The 16,101-nt window shown below is 61.7% G+C and carries 14 protein-coding genes and 1 pseudogene; 5 read left to right on the top strand and 10 right to left on the bottom strand.

The window, feature by feature from the left end; genetic code table 11:
• Positions 1–2: 2 nt before the first annotated feature.
• The 5 genes from NHF53_RS02885 to NHF53_RS02905 all read left to right on the top strand — a co-directional run bounded on the left by NHF53_RS02885 (position 3) and on the right by NHF53_RS02905 (position 6,449).
• Positions 3–1,079, top strand: a complete 1,077-nt coding sequence (locus tag NHF53_RS02885; RefSeq protein WP_252833021.1) for an ABC transporter ATP-binding protein — start codon at positions 3–5, stop codon at positions 1,077–1,079.
• 339 nt (positions 1,080–1,418) lie between these two features.
• Positions 1,419–2,447 (top strand): BMP family protein, encoded by a 1,029-nt coding sequence (locus NHF53_RS02890; protein ID WP_252833022.1) that lies wholly within the window; start codon positions 1,419–1,421, stop codon positions 2,445–2,447.
• 77 nt (positions 2,448–2,524) lie between these two features.
• Positions 2,525–4,036, top strand: a complete 1,512-nt coding sequence (locus NHF53_RS02895; RefSeq protein ID WP_252833023.1) for an ABC transporter ATP-binding protein — start codon at positions 2,525–2,527, stop codon at positions 4,034–4,036.
• Positions 4,033–5,181, top strand: a complete 1,149-nt coding sequence (locus NHF53_RS02900; protein ID WP_252833024.1) for an ABC transporter permease — start codon at positions 4,033–4,035, stop codon at positions 5,179–5,181. The genes NHF53_RS02895 and NHF53_RS02900 overlap by 4 nt, the downstream gene beginning before the upstream one ends.
• Positions 5,178–6,449, top strand: a complete 1,272-nt coding sequence (locus NHF53_RS02905; RefSeq protein WP_252833025.1) for an ABC transporter permease — start codon at positions 5,178–5,180, stop codon at positions 6,447–6,449. Before NHF53_RS02900 ends, NHF53_RS02905 begins: the two co-directional genes overlap by 4 nt.
• A 194-nt stretch (positions 6,450–6,643) precedes the next feature.
• Here NHF53_RS02905 and NHF53_RS02910 read toward each other — a convergent pair whose 3' ends face one another.
• The 10 genes and pseudogenes from NHF53_RS02910 to NHF53_RS02955 all read right to left on the bottom strand — a co-directional run bounded on the left by NHF53_RS02910 (position 6,644) and on the right by NHF53_RS02955 (position 16,100).
• Complete coding sequence (locus NHF53_RS02910) at positions 6,644–7,453, bottom strand: phosphodiesterase (RefSeq protein ID WP_252833026.1); 810 nt, start codon at positions 7,451–7,453, stop codon at positions 6,644–6,646.
• Positions 7,453–8,487: an ABC transporter ATP-binding protein gene (locus tag NHF53_RS02915; protein WP_252833027.1), complete on the bottom strand. Its 1,035-nt coding sequence runs from the start codon at positions 8,485–8,487 to the stop codon at positions 7,453–7,455. The genes NHF53_RS02910 and NHF53_RS02915 overlap by 1 nt, the downstream gene beginning before the upstream one ends.
• Entirely contained in the window at positions 8,484–9,272 is a 789-nt protein-coding gene (locus tag NHF53_RS02920; RefSeq protein ID WP_252833028.1) for an ABC transporter permease, read from the bottom strand. Before NHF53_RS02920 ends, NHF53_RS02915 begins: the two co-directional genes overlap by 4 nt.
• A 4-nt stretch (positions 9,273–9,276) precedes the next feature.
• Entirely contained in the window at positions 9,277–10,080 is an 804-nt protein-coding gene (locus tag NHF53_RS02925; RefSeq protein WP_114363965.1) for an ABC transporter permease, read from the bottom strand.
• A 56-nt stretch (positions 10,081–10,136) separates the two neighbouring features.
• Positions 10,137–11,132 (bottom strand): ABC transporter substrate-binding protein, encoded by a 996-nt coding sequence (locus NHF53_RS02930; RefSeq protein WP_252833029.1) that lies wholly within the window; start codon positions 11,130–11,132, stop codon positions 10,137–10,139.
• Positions 11,133–11,209: 77 nt separating this feature from the next.
• Positions 11,210–12,226, bottom strand: coding sequence for a LacI family DNA-binding transcriptional regulator (locus NHF53_RS02935; RefSeq protein ID WP_254007820.1), 1,017 nt, complete (start codon positions 12,224–12,226; stop codon positions 11,210–11,212).
• 163 nt (positions 12,227–12,389) lie between these two features.
• Positions 12,390–12,470: pseudogene (locus NHF53_RS24145) on the bottom strand (hypothetical protein); the annotation flags it as partial.
• A gap of 101 nt (positions 12,471–12,571) precedes the next feature.
• Positions 12,572–13,483: an ABC transporter permease gene (locus NHF53_RS02945; RefSeq protein ID WP_252833031.1), complete on the bottom strand. Its 912-nt coding sequence runs from the start codon at positions 13,481–13,483 to the stop codon at positions 12,572–12,574.
• Complete coding sequence (locus NHF53_RS02950) at positions 13,480–14,580, bottom strand: ABC transporter permease (protein ID WP_252833032.1); 1,101 nt, start codon at positions 14,578–14,580, stop codon at positions 13,480–13,482. Before NHF53_RS02950 ends, NHF53_RS02945 begins: the two co-directional genes overlap by 4 nt.
• Positions 14,577–16,100 carry an ABC transporter ATP-binding protein gene (locus NHF53_RS02955; RefSeq protein WP_252833033.1) on the bottom strand — a complete coding sequence of 508 codons (1,524 nt, stop codon included), beginning with the start codon at positions 16,098–16,100 and terminating at the stop codon, positions 14,577–14,579. Before NHF53_RS02955 ends, NHF53_RS02950 begins: the two co-directional genes overlap by 4 nt.
• Between the last annotated feature and the right edge of the window lies 1 nt (position 16,101).

Below are 16,101 nucleotides of genomic sequence, written 5' to 3' on the forward strand. Positions count from 1 at the left end.
GCATGGCAAAGATCGAACTCAGGGGCCTTGGACATTTCTATAATACCGTCGACGGCAAGCCGAACTATGCCCTCCATCCGCTGGACCTGACCTGGGAGGACGGCGGCACCTATGCCCTGCTCGGCCCTTCGGGCTGCGGCAAAAGCACGATGCTGAACATCATTTCCGGTCTGCTGACGCCGAGCGAAGGCAGGGTGCTGATCAACGGTGTCGACATGACCTCGGTCGGCGCGGTGAAGCGCAACATCGCCCAGGTCTTTCAGTTTCCGGTGGTCTATCCGTCGAAGACGGTGTTCGAGAACCTCGCCTTTCCGCTACGCTGCCGCAACAAGCCGAAAGCCGAGATCGACCGGCGCGTCAACGAGGTGGCAAGCCTGCTCAATCTGGACGAAGTGCTGCGGAAGCCTGCACGAAAGCTCACACCCGACCTTAAGCAACTGATCTCGCTCGGGCGAGGACTGGTGCGCGACGACGTCGCGGTCATCCTGATGGACGAACCGCTGACGGTGATCGATCCGCAGCTGAAGTTCAGCCTCAGGCGCAAGCTGCGGGACATCAGTGCCCAGCACGGGCACACGCTGGTCTATGTGACGCATGACCAGAACGAGGCGATGACGCTGGCCGAACAGGTCGTGGTCATGGATCATGGTCGCGTGGTCCAGATGGGGAGCCCCCAGGTTCTGTTCGAGGAGCCAGTGCATCGTCACGTTGGCTATTTCATCGGCTCGCCGGCGATGAATTTTCTCGACGGCACTGTCCAGGCGGGCACGGTGTCGATCCTCGGACGTGAGGTCGGAGCGCTCCGCTCTGCTGAAGGCCGTTCGCTGAGCGAGGTGGTGGTCGGCATTCGCCCGGAATTCGTCACGCTTGCCGACACCCCGCAAGCAGGCACATTGCCTGCCACCGTCACCGATGTGCAGGACATGGGCTGCTTCGCGATTGTCAGCGTCGACCTCGGCAATGGCACCATAGTGAAACTCCGCACGCCCGATCGCGTTCCGGCCGTCGGCGCCCCAGCCCATCTTGTTTTCGAGCGCGACAAGGTGCGCTTCTACAGGGACAATTGGCTCGTGGCTTGAGCCGGACTTTCATGCAAAGAGAGGCTCGGCGTTCCCGTCGGTAGCCTTCTCCTTGAAACGCTTCACCAGTAGAGCTTGCCTTTTTCGGGCTTCGAACGGAGCGGAAACAAGGAGAGTTCCTCGACGCTTGCGTGGAGGAGCCAAGCAGGTTGTGCCAGAGTTAACATGAGCGCAGCTTACTTCGCGACAAAAAGCGGTAAACCCGACCGTTTGCTATTGATATGCGTCAAGTCGCGTGTCTCGAATGATGTTACTTCTAACAAAATGGAATTCTTCCGATACAATTGCATTTCCAGATGAGAATCTCGAGCGTGCCACACAACCAGGGAGGTTACCATCATGCTCTACAGTGAGAAGTTCTTCGCGAGTGCTGCGGTAACGGCAGCGTTGTTGCTAGGCTCCGTTTCTGCCGCTGCGGCGTTCACGGCTTGTCAGGTGACAGACACCGGCGGAATTGACGACAACAGTTTCAATCAGACGGCGTGGAAAGGCGTTCTGGACGCGAAGGAAAAGCTTGGCGTCGAAGGCAGATACCTCGAATCGCAGGCTGAAACCGATTACGAAGCCAATATCAATTCCCTGCTTGGCGGGCAGTGCGATATCATCATCACCGTCGGCTTCCTGCTCGGCGATGCGACCAAAAAAGCCGCCGAGGCGAATCCGGATCAGAAGTTTTCCATCGTCGACTTTTCGTACGATCCGCCAATCAACAATGTGGTAGGCCAGGTCTACTCTACCGATGAAGCAGCGTTTCTCGCCGGCTACCTTGCCGCGGGCGTTTCGAAATCCGGCACGATCGGCGTCTTCGGAGGCATCAACATTCCGCCGGTGACGATCTTCATGGATGGGTTCTACCGCGGTGCAAACTACTACAACAAACAGAAGGAAACGAAGGTTGCCGTTCTCGGCTGGAACCCCGAGACGCGCGAAGGCCTCTTCACGAACAACTTCGATTCACTCGATGACGGACGCGCCTTCGCTCAGAACCTCTTTGATGAAGGCGCAGACATCGTGCTGCCGGTCGCAGGTCCCGTGGGCCTTGGTTCAGCGGCGCTCGCCGATGAGCTCGGGACAGACAAGCTGAAGATCATCGGTGTCGATGCCGACCTCTATCTGACCGACCCGCAAAAGAAGCATGTCTATCTCACATCGATCACCAAACGCATGGATTCGACCGTTTACGCGGTCATCGAAGCGGCAATGAAGGGCACCTACAAGGGCGGCGTTCTCGTCGGATCGCTTGAAAACGACGGCGTGGGGCTTGCCCCCTTCCATGACATGGAAAATGCAGTCTCTGCCGAAATGAAGCAGGAGCTCTCCGACCTTCGCAAGGCGATCATCGACGGCACGATCAAGGTCAACGAATAACCCGATCGCACCTTTCCCGTCGCCTGTTGCCAGGCGGCGGGTACGGTTTCTTGCGTCGGCCTTGGGAGAGAGCGGCAGTGGACATCGAGCTAAAGGGGATCACCAAACGCTTCGGTCCGGTAATCGCCAATTCGAATGTGAATCTGACGATTCGCGCGGGGGAGGTGCTTGGGCTCCTCGGCGAAAACGGTGCCGGCAAATCGACGTTGATGAATATCTTGAGCGGGCTTTATGCCGCCGACGAGGGCCAGATCCTGATCGATGGCAAACCCGTCGTGTTCCGGGGGCCGGGGGATGCGATCGCGGCGGGGATCGGAATGGTGCATCAGCATTTCATGCTGGTTCCTGTATTCACCGTCGCGGAAAACGTCATTCTGGGCGTCGAACCGACCGGCAAGCTCGATTGGCTCGATCTGGCGACCGCCCACGACAAGGTCAATGAAATCAATGGAAAATATGGTCTGGAGGTTGATCCCGGCACCCGTGTCGAAGACCTTCCGGTCGGACTTCAGCAGCGCGTCGAGATCATCAAGGTCTTGTTCCGCTCGGCCGATGTCCTGATCCTGGACGAGCCGACAGCAGTTCTGACCCCGCAGGAGGTCACCGAGTTCTTCGAGATCGTCAAGTCACTGCGCGACGCCGGCAAGGCACTCGTCTTCATCACGCACAAACTGAACGAAATTCTTGAGATCGCCGACCGCATCAGCGTGTTGCGCGACGGCCAGATCGTCGGCGAGGGCGACCCCAGGACGCTGACGGAGGCGCAGCTTGCGGAAATGATGGTCGGCAGGCCGGTTGTTTTCGAGGTCGAGAAGGCGCCCTATGCGCCGGGCCGCACGCTTCTTGACGTCAGCGAACTGACAGTCTTGAGCGAGGACGACAAGATCGCAGTCGACCGCGTCAGTTTTCAGGTCAAGAGCGGTGAAGTCGTCGGCATCGCCGGCGTCCAGGGCAATGGCCAGTCGGCACTGATCGAGGCATTGACCGGTCTCCATTATGCCGCCAGCGGCAAGATACTGTTCCTCGACAAGGATATTACGCACGCGTCGGTTCGTGAACGTCACCGTATGGGTATGGCGCACATTCCGGAGGACCGGCAACGAAGCGGCATGATCTCGAATTTCACCGTCGCAGAGAACATGGTGCTCAACACCTATTACGACGAACGATATGCATCCGGCCCGAATATCCGCTGGCCTGACGTGTTCGAGAGCGCAGCGAAGTACGCTGTCGATTTCGACGTGCGCACGCCTTCGGTTTTTTCCAGGGCAGGCAGCCTGTCGGGCGGCAACCAGCAGAAACTCATCGTGGCGCGCGAACTGGAACGAGAGACGTGTCTGGTCGTCGCCGCGCAGCCGACACGCGGCCTCGATGTGGGTTCCATCGAATATATCCATGGCCGGCTGATGCATGCCCGCGACACAGGAGATGGCGTATTGATCGTCTCCTCCGAACTGGATGAGATCCTGTCCCTGTCGGATCGGATCCTTGTGATGTTCAAAGGTCGCTTTGTTGCGGAATTCGATGCGACCAAAGGTCCTGTCGACAAGAACGCCGTCGGGCTCGCCATGGCAGGAGCACAGGCATGACCGTTCAAACCAGCAGCGATACGCTCTCTGAGAAGCTCCTGCAGCGAGCGGCACCGAGCCGTGCCGAGTACGAGGACCTCGTGGTCGTGCCGATCTTCGCGTTCATCGTCGCGTTGATCATCGGGGCTCTGGTCATGCTGGCGACCGCGGTCGATCCGGCGACGATCGGCCGCTCCTACATTGCACTACTGGAAGGCTCGGTCGGTTCGCTCAACGCCGTTTCAGAGACATTGACGGCAGCTGCACCGCTTGTCCTGGCCGGCCTCGGCCTTGCATTGGGCTTCCGGGCGGGCCTCTTCAATATCGGTGCGGAAGGACAAATCATCGTTGGCGGGCTCGTGGCTGCAATCGTAGGCTTCAGTATCGAAGGCTTGCCATGGGTCCTGCATCTGCCGCTGACGCTTTTGGCCGGAGCGTTTGCCGGTGCCGCCTATGCGTCGATTGCGGGATGGCTGCGGGCCGCCACGGGCGCGCATGAAGTGATCTCGACGATCATGCTGAACTTGATCTCCTACCGCCTGCTTGACTACATGCTACGACTGCCCTGGGTCCAGAAGGCGGAACGGGCCGATCCGATTTCCAAATCGGTCGTGGAAAGCGCGGAACTTCCGCGGCTGCTCGCATGGATTGATGCGAACCTCCGCGTCCATGCCGGCCTTTTTCTCGTGGTCGCGGCCGTCATCCTGATCTACTGGCTGCTGTTTCGTACGAAACTGGGATTTGAGTTCCGTGCAAGCGGCGAGAACGCCGATGCCGCACGCTATGCCGGCATCCGCGCGCCGCTCATTATCGTCACCGCGATGGGGTCGGCCGGCGCACTTGCGGGGCTCGCCGGCGCGAACCAGGTGCTGGGCGTTCTCGGCCGCGCGACACCGGGTTTTTCCGCCGGTATCGGTTTCGATGCGATTTCGGTTGCTCTGCTCGGACGTTCCCATCCCGTAGGCGTCCTGTTTGCCGGGCTGCTCTTCGGCGCACTGAAAGCGGGAGGGCGTCAAATGCAGGTCGATGCCGGCGTCAGCATCGATCTGATCGGCATCATTCAGGCCCTGATCATCGTTTTCATAGCTGCACCTCTCCTGGTGCGTGCGATCTTCCCCTGGGGATTTCGAAAATCTGTCACGGATCAGAAGGATAGCGCGGCATGACCATGGCAGCGCCGCATTCAACCTCTTCCGCGCGCGACATCGATACGCGCAAGAACCGTCAGGCGTGGATATCGGGCGCCACGCTCATCGCGCTGTCCATTCTCGTGACAACCGTGTTCAGCTTCGAAACGACCGGCAACGCGGTGTTTCGACTGTCGCGTCCGTCCGATACCTGGGTTCTTCCGGATCTCGTGGTCGCCGCCGCCCCGTTCAACTATCTGGCGGCAGCGGTTCTGGCCTTCCTGGGCGTGCGCCAGTTCTTTCGTGGCGGGGCGAGGTGGACCGCGCTCTCGATCGGATTCGGACTGGTTCTTGCCGTCGCCGCCTTTCTGGTCTGGGCAACTGCGGGCAAGTCCTTTTCGCTGACCGGAATGCTGCAGGCCACGATGGTGAGGGCAGTGCCTATTGCACTTGGCGGATTGGCTGGCGTGCTGTCCGAGCGGGTTGCAGTGGTCAACATCGCCATCGAGGGCATGTTGCTCGCCGGCGCATTCACAGGTGCGCTGATGGGATCCTTGATCGGCGGGTTCGGCGGATTGATCTCTGCGGTCATTGTCGGCGGCCTCTTCGGGCTTATCCTTGCTGCCCTCGTTGTCACCTACCGCATGGATCAGATCATTGCCGGCGTCGTGATAAACCTGTTTGTGCTCGGCCTGACATCTTATGTCAGCAGCCAGGTCTTCCAGGAATACCGCTTCTTGAACGACGCCCCCGTGTTTCGCGCGTTCAAAATCCCGTTTCTCGGCGACATACCCGTGATCGGCCCCATGCTCTTCCAGCAGAATCTCTTCGTCTATGGCGCCTTGGTCATGGTTGCCCTCGCTACCTACTATCTCTTCTACACGCGCCACGGATTGCAGGCCCGTGCAGTGGGCGAGCATCCGCGCGCGGCCGATACGCTCGGGATCAATGTCTATCGAACCCGCTATGTGAACGTCGTCATGGCCGGCATGGTCGCGGGCTTCGGCGGGGCATGGTTCACCCTCGGCTCGGTGGGTCGCTTCGACGAAAACATGACCGGCGGGCGTGGTTTCATCGGCCTTGCCGCCATGATTTTCGGACGTTGGCATCCCGTCGGCGCGCTGATGGCCGCACTGATATTCGGATTTGCGGATTCGTTGCAGCAAAAGCTCGCCCTGCTGCAGACCCCGATCCCATCGGAATTTCTTGCCATGGCGCCCTATATCGCGACGATCATTGTCGTGGCGGGGTTGATCGGCCGTGCAAGGCCTCCCGCCGCGGATGGAAAGCCCTACATCAAGGAATAGCGCGGGAACGGGCAAAGCGATGCTGGTCGGCGTTGACGGTCCAGTTGCCGTTTTGGCGGTGCGGCATTGGCCAACCGGCGGTCAGAGCCCTCCGATAGCGCCAGGATCACAATCATCGACGGTCGCGGGCGGCATTTCCATCAACGGGAGCTTTGGAAATGTCGATCCGCCGGCGGTCGTCGTTCATTCTTCCCTCAGAAGGGCCAAGGTCCCGCAAACGTCCCGATTGGCAAGATATCGGAGACGAGGCCACTTCGTGGACCTTCAAGCCAGGTGTGAAGCATCACGGCGCCTGGTTCCAGGATCAGCGAATTGACTGCCTCCGGCTGAACATCCCGATGGACGGCATGGGCGGTCGAGGGCGCAATCTGGCAAATGACCTTGCCGATGTGCGTGGTCATCGCCCGATGCACGTGACCCGAGATCATGCGCACAGGCCCGGGATGGGCCTGCAGCCGGTTCATCAGCGCGGCCCCATTGCGCAAGTTGTCGGCATCCATTGCCGATATGCCCGAGAACATCCAGGGGTGATGCGTCGCCACGATGACAGGACGTTCGCCCAGCGCAGTCAGTGTCCGGTCGACGAACGCGAAGCCCTCATCCGACAACATCCCGTGATGAGCGCCATCCAGCAGCGTATCGAGCCCGATGACCACGAAGGGCCCGAAGTCGCGCTGCCACTGGATCGGGCCGGATTCCGGCATCCAGTCTGTTCCGATAAAGGCCGAGCGCATCTCCGCATGCCTGTCGTGATTGCCGGGAATGGCAAGCCATGGCAGTTCCAGCGCAGACATGATCTCGAGGAAATGGTCGTATTCCTCGGCAGTTCCATGGTCGGTCAGATCGCCGGTGAGGATCGCGCAATCGACGGACCCGAGCGCCGGAAGGCGTGCATTGATCGAAGCGACGGCGTTGGCGAGCGCAGTCGCCGTATCGGAATGGCCGCAGGCAAGCTGCCCCTTCGCAACAATGTGGGTGTCGCTGATCTGGATGAAGGCGGGCATCAGGCGGCGTCTTTCTCTTCTTCGAGGGTCAGAATGGATTGGGGAGCGACAGACAGGCGGACGGTTTCGCCGAGCTTCGGGGCACACAGCCCTTGGTGCAAGCAATAGAGCGGTTCGTCCGACGCGCCTGACAGCGCGATACGGTAATGCGTGCCGAGGAAGGTCACCGTCTCGACCTGGGCCGCAAGAGGACCATTGGCATCGATCTTCACGTCCTCGGCTCGCACGAAGGCCGTCTTGCCCTCGGCTGCCGCACAAAGGGTCAGCACGCCGCCGCGCAGATGTAGCCGATCGCCTGCGATCGTGCCGCCCAGCGGCATGGCATTGCCGATGAAGCGGGCGACGAAGGGCGTCTCCGGCGCACGGTAGAGCGCTTCGGGTGTTCCTACCTGCGCCACGCGACCCTGTGACATCACCACCACGCGGTCGGCGATCGCCATGGCCTCGTCCTGGTCGTGGGTGACGAAGATCGCCGTGATTCCGAACTGGCGCAGAAGCAGGGCCAGTTCGTCGCGCAACTGCACGCGCAGGGCGGCATCGAGTGCCGACAGGGGCTCGTCCAGCAAGAGAAGTCGCGGACGCGGTGCGAAGGCTCGTGCAAGAGCGACACGCTGCCGCTGGCCGCCCGACAGCGCGGAAATTGGGCGCGCCCGGTAAGGCTCCAGTCGGCAGAGCGCGATCACGTCATCGACCCGTGCCTCGATCTCGGCGCGCGGCAGCTTCTGCATCTTCAGCCCGTAGCCGATATTGGCGCCCACCGACATGTTCGGAAACAGCGCATAGGACTGGAATACCATACCGACCTTCCGCCGTTCGACAGGCTGGGAGGTGATGTCCTCGCCCTTGAAGCGGATCTCTGCGCCGGGATCGGCCGTCTCCAGCCCTGCGATAATCCGCAGTAGCGTGGTCTTGCCGCAGCCCGAGGGGCCCAGCAACGACACGATCTCGCCCTCTGCGATATCGAGATCGGTTGGAGAAAGGGCTCGCGTGCCGCCCGGAAAGGTCTTTGCGATATTGTGCAGATGCAGTGTCATTGGCTGATCCTCTGGGCGCGCGCGCTGGCCCATTGCATGGTGACGAGAAGTGGCACGATCATCACGAAGAAGATCAGCGTATACGCCGAGGCGATTTCCAGGCGCATGGAGGCGTAGCTGTCAGCCAGTCCTACCGGCAGGGTCTTCAGAAAGGGCGTGTGCAGCATCCAGGTCAGGTTGAACTCACCGATGGAAAGGGTAACCACCGTCAGCGCGCCGGCGAGAATGCCGGGCAGGGCATTCGGCACGACAACGTCGACAAAGCGCCGCACAGGCCCGGCCCCGAGACTTGCCGCTGCCTCCTCAAGTGTCTTCAGGTCGATTGCCGCAAGCACCGACTGCACGGAGCGCACCATGAAGGGCAGCGTATAGAGGACGTGCCCGACGAGGATGAAGGTCCAGCTTATCCGGAACTCCTTGAACGTGCCATAGAGCTGCAGAAGCGCCAAAGCCAGCGCCAGGCCGGGTATGGCCAGCGGCAACGAGATGAATTCTTCCATGGCGCGGGCGATACGGCCCGGATTGCGCGCCAGGACATAGGCGGCGGGCACGCCGATGACCAGCGTGACGGCGAGACATGCGAGCGAAAGGCCGAGTGAAAGGAAGGTGCTGGGTGCATAGAGCTCCCAGACCACGGCGATCCATTCGAGTGTCAGTCCCGACCGCAACCCCTGGAAATAGTTGACGGTCAAGCCTGCCAGCACGGACTGGATCGTCGGCACCAGCAAGAACGCCGATGCGAGCAGCGTGACCGAAATTTGCACGATCTTACCTAAGGATGTCATGAGCTCAGCCTCCCGCCGCGACGCCGGCGCCTGAAAAGGACCGGGCGAGGAACAGGATGGTCCATGTCGCGAAGCCGAGCATGACCGACAGGGCCGCCGCCATGGCGATGTTCGCCGACAGTGTGAATTCGGTGTAGATCACCATGGGCAGGACGTCGATATTGGTGGCCAGCGTGAAAGCCGTTCCGAAGGCGCCCATGGCGGTGGCAAAGGCAATGGCGCCGGCTGCGACCAATGCCGGTGCCAGTTGGGGGATCAGCACATCCCGCATGACGCGATACGGCGACGCCCCCAGCGTGCGGGCAGCTTCCTCGAGCGAAGGGTCGATCTTTTCTATCGCCGCCATCACCGTCAGCAGGACCCGCGGGATGGAGAAATACAAATAGCCCAGGAAGAGACCGAGCGTCGAATAGGCGAAGATCATGTGACCCGGCAGGATCTGATTGAACAGGCCCTGTCGCCCGCCGAGGAGGATGATCATGAAGCCGACGACCACGCCGGGAAAAGCCAAAGGCAGCGTCAGGATCGACAGGAGCACGGCGCGACCGCGAAAGCGATTCCGGGCAAGGTAGAGCCCGGCGGTGGTGGACACTGCAAGCGCCGCGACTGTCACTAATGTCGATACAAGCACGGTCTGCACCAAGGTGGCCGTGTAGCGGGGAGTCTGCAGAATTTGCAGATACACCCCCCAGCCGGCATTGCCCTCGCCGGAGGCCAGGACGAGCCTCACCAGCGGCAATGCCAGGAAGGCGAGCGAGAAGACCGTCAGCGGAACGAGGCAAAGGGCCAAGAACTGTCGGGAAGACATCCGGATAGCTCCGATTCTAAAGTGGGCAGAGCGTCGCCGCTCTGCCCGTTGGCGGATTACTTGACTTCAGCGAGGTAGCGTTCGCCGAATGCCGCCTGGGCCTTTGCCATTTCGGCATAGTCGACCGGGACCGCGCGTTCATACTCGGTGTCGGGCAGGAAGCGTGCGGCGACCTCGGCCGGAAGGGCGACCGGGCGGGCGGGCTTGAGGTAGGCGTTGGCCCAGATCGCCTGTCCGTCGTCGGACAGGATGAAGTCGAGCGCCTTCTTGCCCGTTTCGGCATGCGGCGCGCCAGCGACCAGGCTCATCACGTAAGGCACGCGGATGGTGCCTTCGCACGGCATCACGAATTCGAACTTGCCGTTTTCCTTGTATTTGGCGCGGTAAGCATTGAAATCGTAGTCGAAGAGGATCGGGATTTCGCCGGAAACGACGCGGGCGTAGGACGTCTGCTTCGGCACGATCGGGCTGTTCGCCGCCAGTTCCTTGAAGTATTTGAGCGCCGGCTCGAAATTGGTCAGGTTGCCACCGAAGGCCTGGTTTACCGCGACCGCACCGGCATAGCCGACAAAGGCAGAGGCGGGATCGAGATAGCCGACCATGCCCTTGTATTCCGGCTTGGTCAGGTCCGCGAAGCACTGCGGCACCGGAGCCCCGTTGAGCGCATCGACGTTCACGAAGAGACCCAGCGTGCCGTAGTGCACTGCGAACCACTTGCCTTCCGGATCCTTCAGCCCCTCGGGGATTTCGTCGAACCCTTCTGGCTTGTAGGATTGAACCACGCCCTCGCTCGCAGCCTGGATGCCGGTGGTCACGCCATAATAGGCGATGTCGGCCACAGGGCTCGCCTTCTCGGCGATGAGCTGGCTCAGCGTCTGGCCGGAATTCTTGTTATCGTGCGGCATCTTGACGTCGACCTTCTCGTCGAGCGCCTTGAGCATCGAGGCCCAGTCCGCCCATTCGGGCGGGCAATTGTAGCAGACGGCGTCTTCGGCAACGGCAGGGGCTACGAAGGCTGTTGCGAAAAGCAACGCGAAAACAGTATGTTTCATGGGTTGATCCTTGGTTGAGAGAGGTCTTGAGCGAGGAGAGCGGACGGCGGTTGGGCGGCATCCCGACCGTCGTCACCTTATTCCGGGTTCGGCGCGGCAAGGGTTGCGCCGGCTCGGAAATGGAACGGCAGGGCTGGCGGCTGAATGGGTGCCTGCCCCTGCATGGCTTCGAGAAGCGATCGCGCCGCCTGACGGCCCATCGCCTCGGGTGATGTCTCTATGGTCGCGAGCGGCGCCTCGAGCAGCCTGCCGATCTCGATCCCGTCGAACCCTGCGACCGACAGATCCTGCGGCACGCGCCGACCCAACAGGCGGGCGGCTTTGTGTACCGCAATCGCCAGGAAATCATTCGAGGCGAAGATCGCCGTCAGAGTGGGATGATCGTTGAGAATGGCCGCGAGGCTGTCCGGCCGGCTCGCCTCGGCTTCGCTAATTTCGATCAGCACCGGGTCGGGCAGACCACGGGCCCGGCATTCGGCACAAAACCCTGCATAGCGATTGCGCGAGCGGTCGGAGGTCGAAAAGCGCAATGCCAAAAAGCCGATACGCCGGTGACCCAGGCGCACGAATTGCCGTGCCACTTCCCGCGCCGCCTCGAAGTTGTCGACATAGGCGGTGGTGAAGCCTTCGATGGGATCGTGAAACATCAGCGAAATCGGCGTGCCACGCTGCTGTGCCTGCCTTAGTGCGGCACTGCGGTCCGGGGCGACCATGGTGGCAATCAGCCCGTCCGCGTCTTTCGACATCAGTGTTTCGATGGCAGCATTGTCCGCCGTCTCGTCATAGTTTGAACAGGAGATCAGCAGCTGGTAGCCGGAATCCTTCAGCTCGGACTGAACGCCCTGCACTGCCTCGGCAAAGACCGGGTTCGCCAACGAGGGCACCAGGCAGCCGATGGTCATCGAGCGACGGCTCTGCAAAGCACGCCCGATGGCGCTGAAGCTGAAGTCGAGGTCGCGTGCCGCCCGCTCCACCCGCTCGCGCACCTCGGCGCTGGCGGGGCCGGATTTGTTCAGCACGCGGCTCGCCGTCGCCACGCTGCAGCCGGCTGCCTGCGCAACATCGCGGATCGTGACGGAGGTCTTTTGCTGCATGATCTGGTCCCGACTGGAAACGTTTCCACATTAGCCAGGCTTTGTTACAGCCCGATGACAACAGGCGGTAAAATCGGGTTGCGCGGGTCCGGCTTATGGACGACGTGTTGCCAAGTCCGATCGCTGCAGCGATCAAGCGGACCGAGAGAACCAGAGGGAAGTTGAAAGGCGAAATGACGCCGACCACACCATGGGGCGCACGCCGCACATGATTGGTGCGATCGTCCATGCCGGGCAGGAACATGTTTGTCGGCTGCCAGGCGAGCGATGCGCAAGCGGATCAGAAGGGCTCTATGCAGGTTCGTGTCCCATAGAGCCCGGTAGGCGGCAACTTCTTGTTTCAGTTCAGCGTTCGAAAGGCTCGCCGAGCGAAGCGACTCCGTTTAGTTTCAGGAGGCGTTTGTCGGCGGAGATAATGCCGAGGACGATGATGGTGACGAGGTAGGGCAGGCTGGACAGGATCTGAGAGGGCAGGTCGATGCCGGTGGCCTGGGCCGCCAACCCCATCAGGGAGACGGCTCCGAACAGGCAGGCGCCGAGGAAGACCCGGCCGGTGAGCCAGGTGCCGAAGACCACGAGCGCGATGGCGATCCATCCGCGACCGGCGATCATGCCGTCAGCCCAGAGCGGGGTGTAGACGATTGCCGCATAGGCGCCGGCAAATCCGGCCATGGTGCCGCCAAAGGCAATGGCCGCGAGCCGCACGCCGATCACCGAATAGCCGATGGCATGGGCGGCCTTCGGGTTTTCGCCGACGGCACGGATGGTGAGGCCGGTCCTTGTCCGCGACAGCAGAAACCAGACGCCGAGGGTGGTCGCGAGCGAGAGCCACACGATGATGTCTTGTGCAAAGAGACCGCCGACAACGGGAATCTCGGAGAGGCCGGGGATTGCAAGCTTCGGCAGGCCTTTCACCGTCAGGCTCTCATAGGTCTTGCCGACCAGGGCCGACAATCCCTGTCCGAGAATGCCGATCGCAAGCCCGGCGGCGACCTGGTTTGCGCGAAAGCCGAGCACGATGAAGGCGAAGAGAAGCGAGAGCAGCGCGCCTGCCACTCCGGCGGCGACGAAGCCGAGAAAATGGCCGCCGCCATGATAGGTGACGATGAAGGCGATTGCCGCACCCAGTGCCATCAGACCTTCGACACCGAGGTTCAAGACGCCGGCGCGCTCGACCACGAGTTCGCCTAGGGCTGCGAGCAGAAAGGGTGTCGCGGCGGCCAACATGCCAGCGAGGATGAAATCGACGGCGTTCATGTCGGTCTCCGGTGGGCTGTATGCGGCCATTCCAGCCGGTAGCGAACGAAGGCGACGGCCACCAGATAGGCAAGCAGCAGGCTGCCCTGGAAGACACGAACGGCGGCAATCGGCAGGTTGGCGGACACCATGGCGTTGTCGCCGCCAATATAGAGCGCCGCCATGAAAAGCGACGAGACCATGATACCGATCGGGTGAAGGCCGCCGAGATAGGCGACGATGATTGCGGCATAGCCATAGCCGGTGGCGATCGAGCGTTGCAGCTGGCCGACGGGGCCTGCCACTTCCACTGCACCGGCAAGGCCTGCGGCAAAGCCTCCGATCAGGAGGGAGAGCCAGATCGCCCGCTTTTCACTGAAACCGGCATAGCCGGCTGCGCGCGGTGCCAGGCCGCCGACGTGCAGCTTGTAGCCCATGAAGCTCTTCTGCATGAAGATCCAGGCGGCAATCGAGAGCGCCACGGCCAGAAGCAGCGAGACATTCACCCGTGTCCGCGGGATGAGCGTCGGTATTATGGCATCGTATTGGAACATTACGGACTGCGGGAAATTGAAGCCGTTCGGATCCTTCCAGGGGCCGAGCAGCAGGTAATAGAGAAACTGTGCCGCAACGAGGCTCAACATGAGCGAGACGAGGATCTCGTTGGCGTTCAGACGGACACGCCAGAACGCGGTGACCGAGGCCCAGAGCGCGCCGCCGATGGCACCGAGCAGCAGCATCGAAGGCCAGATCCAGGCGCCGGTCGCTTGCGGATACCAGATTGGAATGGCGGATGCGAAGATCGCACCGAGGATGAACTGGCCCTCGGCGCCGATGTTGAAGACCTTGGCGCGGAAACCGATGGCCAGCCCTTGGGCAATGAAGAGCAGCGGCCCCGTCTTCAGGAGGACCTCGGAGAAGGAAGACCAGGAGATGAAGGGCTCGAGCAGCATTGCATGCATGACGGCGCCTGCCTGTCGGCCCATCAGCACGTAGAGCCCGAGATTGAGCAGGATCGCGACGACCAGCGCGGCCAGCGGAGCGAGAACGGTTGCCGCCAGCGATGCGCGTTCGCGGCGCACGAGGCTCGGTAGAAGGGCACGGGCCGGTGCGCTCATGATGCCAGCTTTCCGGGTGTGTTTTCCGATCCGATCATGTAGCGCCCGATATCCTCCGGCCTCGTTTCGCGGGTCACGAGCGGTTCGCTGAGCTTCCCGTGGTGCAGGACCTGGATGAAATCGCAGAGTGCGAACAACTCTTCCAGTTCCTCCGAAATCACGAGGATCGCCACGCCCTCGTTGCGCAGGTTGACGAGACGGCGGCGAATGGCGGAGGCTGCTCCGATGTCGACGCCCCAGGTGGGTTGGGCGACGAAGAGCAGCTTTGGTGCCAGCATGATCTCGCGGCCAACGATGAATTTCTGCAGATTGCCGCCGGAGAGCGATCCGGCTTCGGCATCGGGGCCGGGCGTGCGAACATCGTAGTCGCGGATACAGTCGCGCGCGAAATCCTCCGCGAGGGGTTTGTCGACAAGACCGCGGCGGACAAGTTTTTGTGGGTGAGCGGTCAACAGGCCATTGAGCGTCAGCGACATTTCCGGCACTGCGCCGCGTCCGAGACGATCCTCTGGCACGAAGGCGAAACCGAGCTTGCGGCGGGCGGCGGCATCAAGCTGGCCGACATCCTTGCCCATCATGAAGATGCGGTCCTGCTCTCCGTTTGGAAGCGTCGTTTCTCCGGAGATCAACATCGCCAGATCGCTCTGGCCGTTTCCGGAAATTCCGGCAATTCCGATGATTTCACCAGCCCGCACCGTAAGGCTGATCTTGGATAGCGGTACGGCAAAGGGATCGTCGGGCGTATAGTCGAGGCCGATGAGTTCCAGACGCTTCTCGCCGGGGGCATTCGCCGCAGCCGGCATGGGGGGCGGCATGTCCCGGCCGATCATCATGCCGGCGAGATCGTGGGCGTCATGGTCCCGGGGATCGACGTGCCCGGTGACTTCGCCGGCGCGCAGGATTGTGGCGCGGTCGCAAAGCGACCGTATTTCCTCCAGCTTGTGCGAGATGAAGAGAATGGAGACACCGCCATCGCGCAGCTTGCGGAGCGTCTCGAACAGTTTTTCGGCCGCCTGCGGCGGCAGAACCGAGGTCGGTTCGTCGAGAATGAGGAGCTTCGGATCCGTCATCAGGCAGCGGATGATTTCCACCCGCTGGCGCTCGCCGACGGAGAGCGCATGGACATGGGCGAGCGGATCGACTTCCAGCCCGAAATCGCGGCCGAGCGCACGTGTGCGATCGGCAAGTTCCGCCTTTTTGCCCGGCATCACCAGCTGGATGTTCTCGACCACGGTCAGGGTCTCGAACAGCGAGAAATGCTGGAACACCATGGCAATGCCCTGACGTCTCGCCTCGGCAGGCGAGGCGAGCGTCAGCGGTTCGCCCTTCCAGGAGATGCTTCCGCCATCCGGCTGTTCGACCCCGGATATGAGCTTCATCAGGGTCGACTTGCCGGCCCCGTTTTCACCCAGGATCGCGTGGATCGACCGCGGCGCAACGTCCAGGCCAATGTTCTTGTTGGCCTGGACCTGACCGTAGCTCTTGGAGACGCCGCGAAGCGACAGGAGGGGCGTGGTCATG

Source organism: Ciceribacter sp. RN22, from assembly GCF_024054295.1.
Lineage (GTDB): Bacteria > Pseudomonadota > Alphaproteobacteria > Rhizobiales > Rhizobiaceae > Allorhizobium > Allorhizobium lividum.

Excerpts from the sequence above, each read along its gene's own strand:
- NHF53_RS02885 (WP_252833021.1), top strand. The coding sequence starts at position 3 with ATGGCAAAGATCGAACTCAGGGGCCTTGGACATTTCTATAATACCGTC.
- NHF53_RS02890 (WP_252833022.1), top strand. The coding sequence starts at position 1,419 with ATGCTCTACAGTGAGAAGTTCTTCGCGAGTGCTGCGGTAACGGCAGCG.
- NHF53_RS02900 (WP_252833024.1), top strand. The coding sequence starts at position 4,033 with ATGACCGTTCAAACCAGCAGCGATACGCTCTCTGAGAAGCTCCTGCAG.
- NHF53_RS02905 (WP_252833025.1), top strand. The coding sequence starts at position 5,178 with ATGACCATGGCAGCGCCGCATTCAACCTCTTCCGCGCGCGACATCGAT.
- NHF53_RS02910 (WP_252833026.1), bottom strand. The coding sequence starts at position 7,453 with ATGCCCGCCTTCATCCAGATCAGCGACACCCACATTGTTGCGAAGGGG.
- NHF53_RS02915 (WP_252833027.1), bottom strand. The coding sequence starts at position 8,487 with ATGACACTGCATCTGCACAATATCGCAAAGACCTTTCCGGGCGGCACG.
- NHF53_RS02920 (WP_252833028.1), bottom strand. The coding sequence starts at position 9,272 with ATGACATCCTTAGGTAAGATCGTGCAAATTTCGGTCACGCTGCTCGCA.
- NHF53_RS02925 (WP_114363965.1), bottom strand. The coding sequence starts at position 10,080 with ATGTCTTCCCGACAGTTCTTGGCCCTTTGCCTCGTTCCGCTGACGGTC.
- NHF53_RS02930 (WP_252833029.1), bottom strand. The coding sequence starts at position 11,132 with ATGAAACATACTGTTTTCGCGTTGCTTTTCGCAACAGCCTTCGTAGCC.
- NHF53_RS02935 (WP_254007820.1), bottom strand. The coding sequence starts at position 12,226 with ATGCAGCAAAAGACCTCCGTCACGATCCGCGATGTTGCGCAGGCAGCC.
- NHF53_RS02945 (WP_252833031.1), bottom strand. The coding sequence starts at position 13,483 with ATGAACGCCGTCGATTTCATCCTCGCTGGCATGTTGGCCGCCGCGACA.
- NHF53_RS02950 (WP_252833032.1), bottom strand. The coding sequence starts at position 14,580 with ATGAGCGCACCGGCCCGTGCCCTTCTACCGAGCCTCGTGCGCCGCGAA.
- NHF53_RS02955 (WP_252833033.1), bottom strand. The coding sequence starts at position 16,100 with ATGACCACGCCCCTCCTGTCGCTTCGCGGCGTCTCCAAGAGCTACGGT.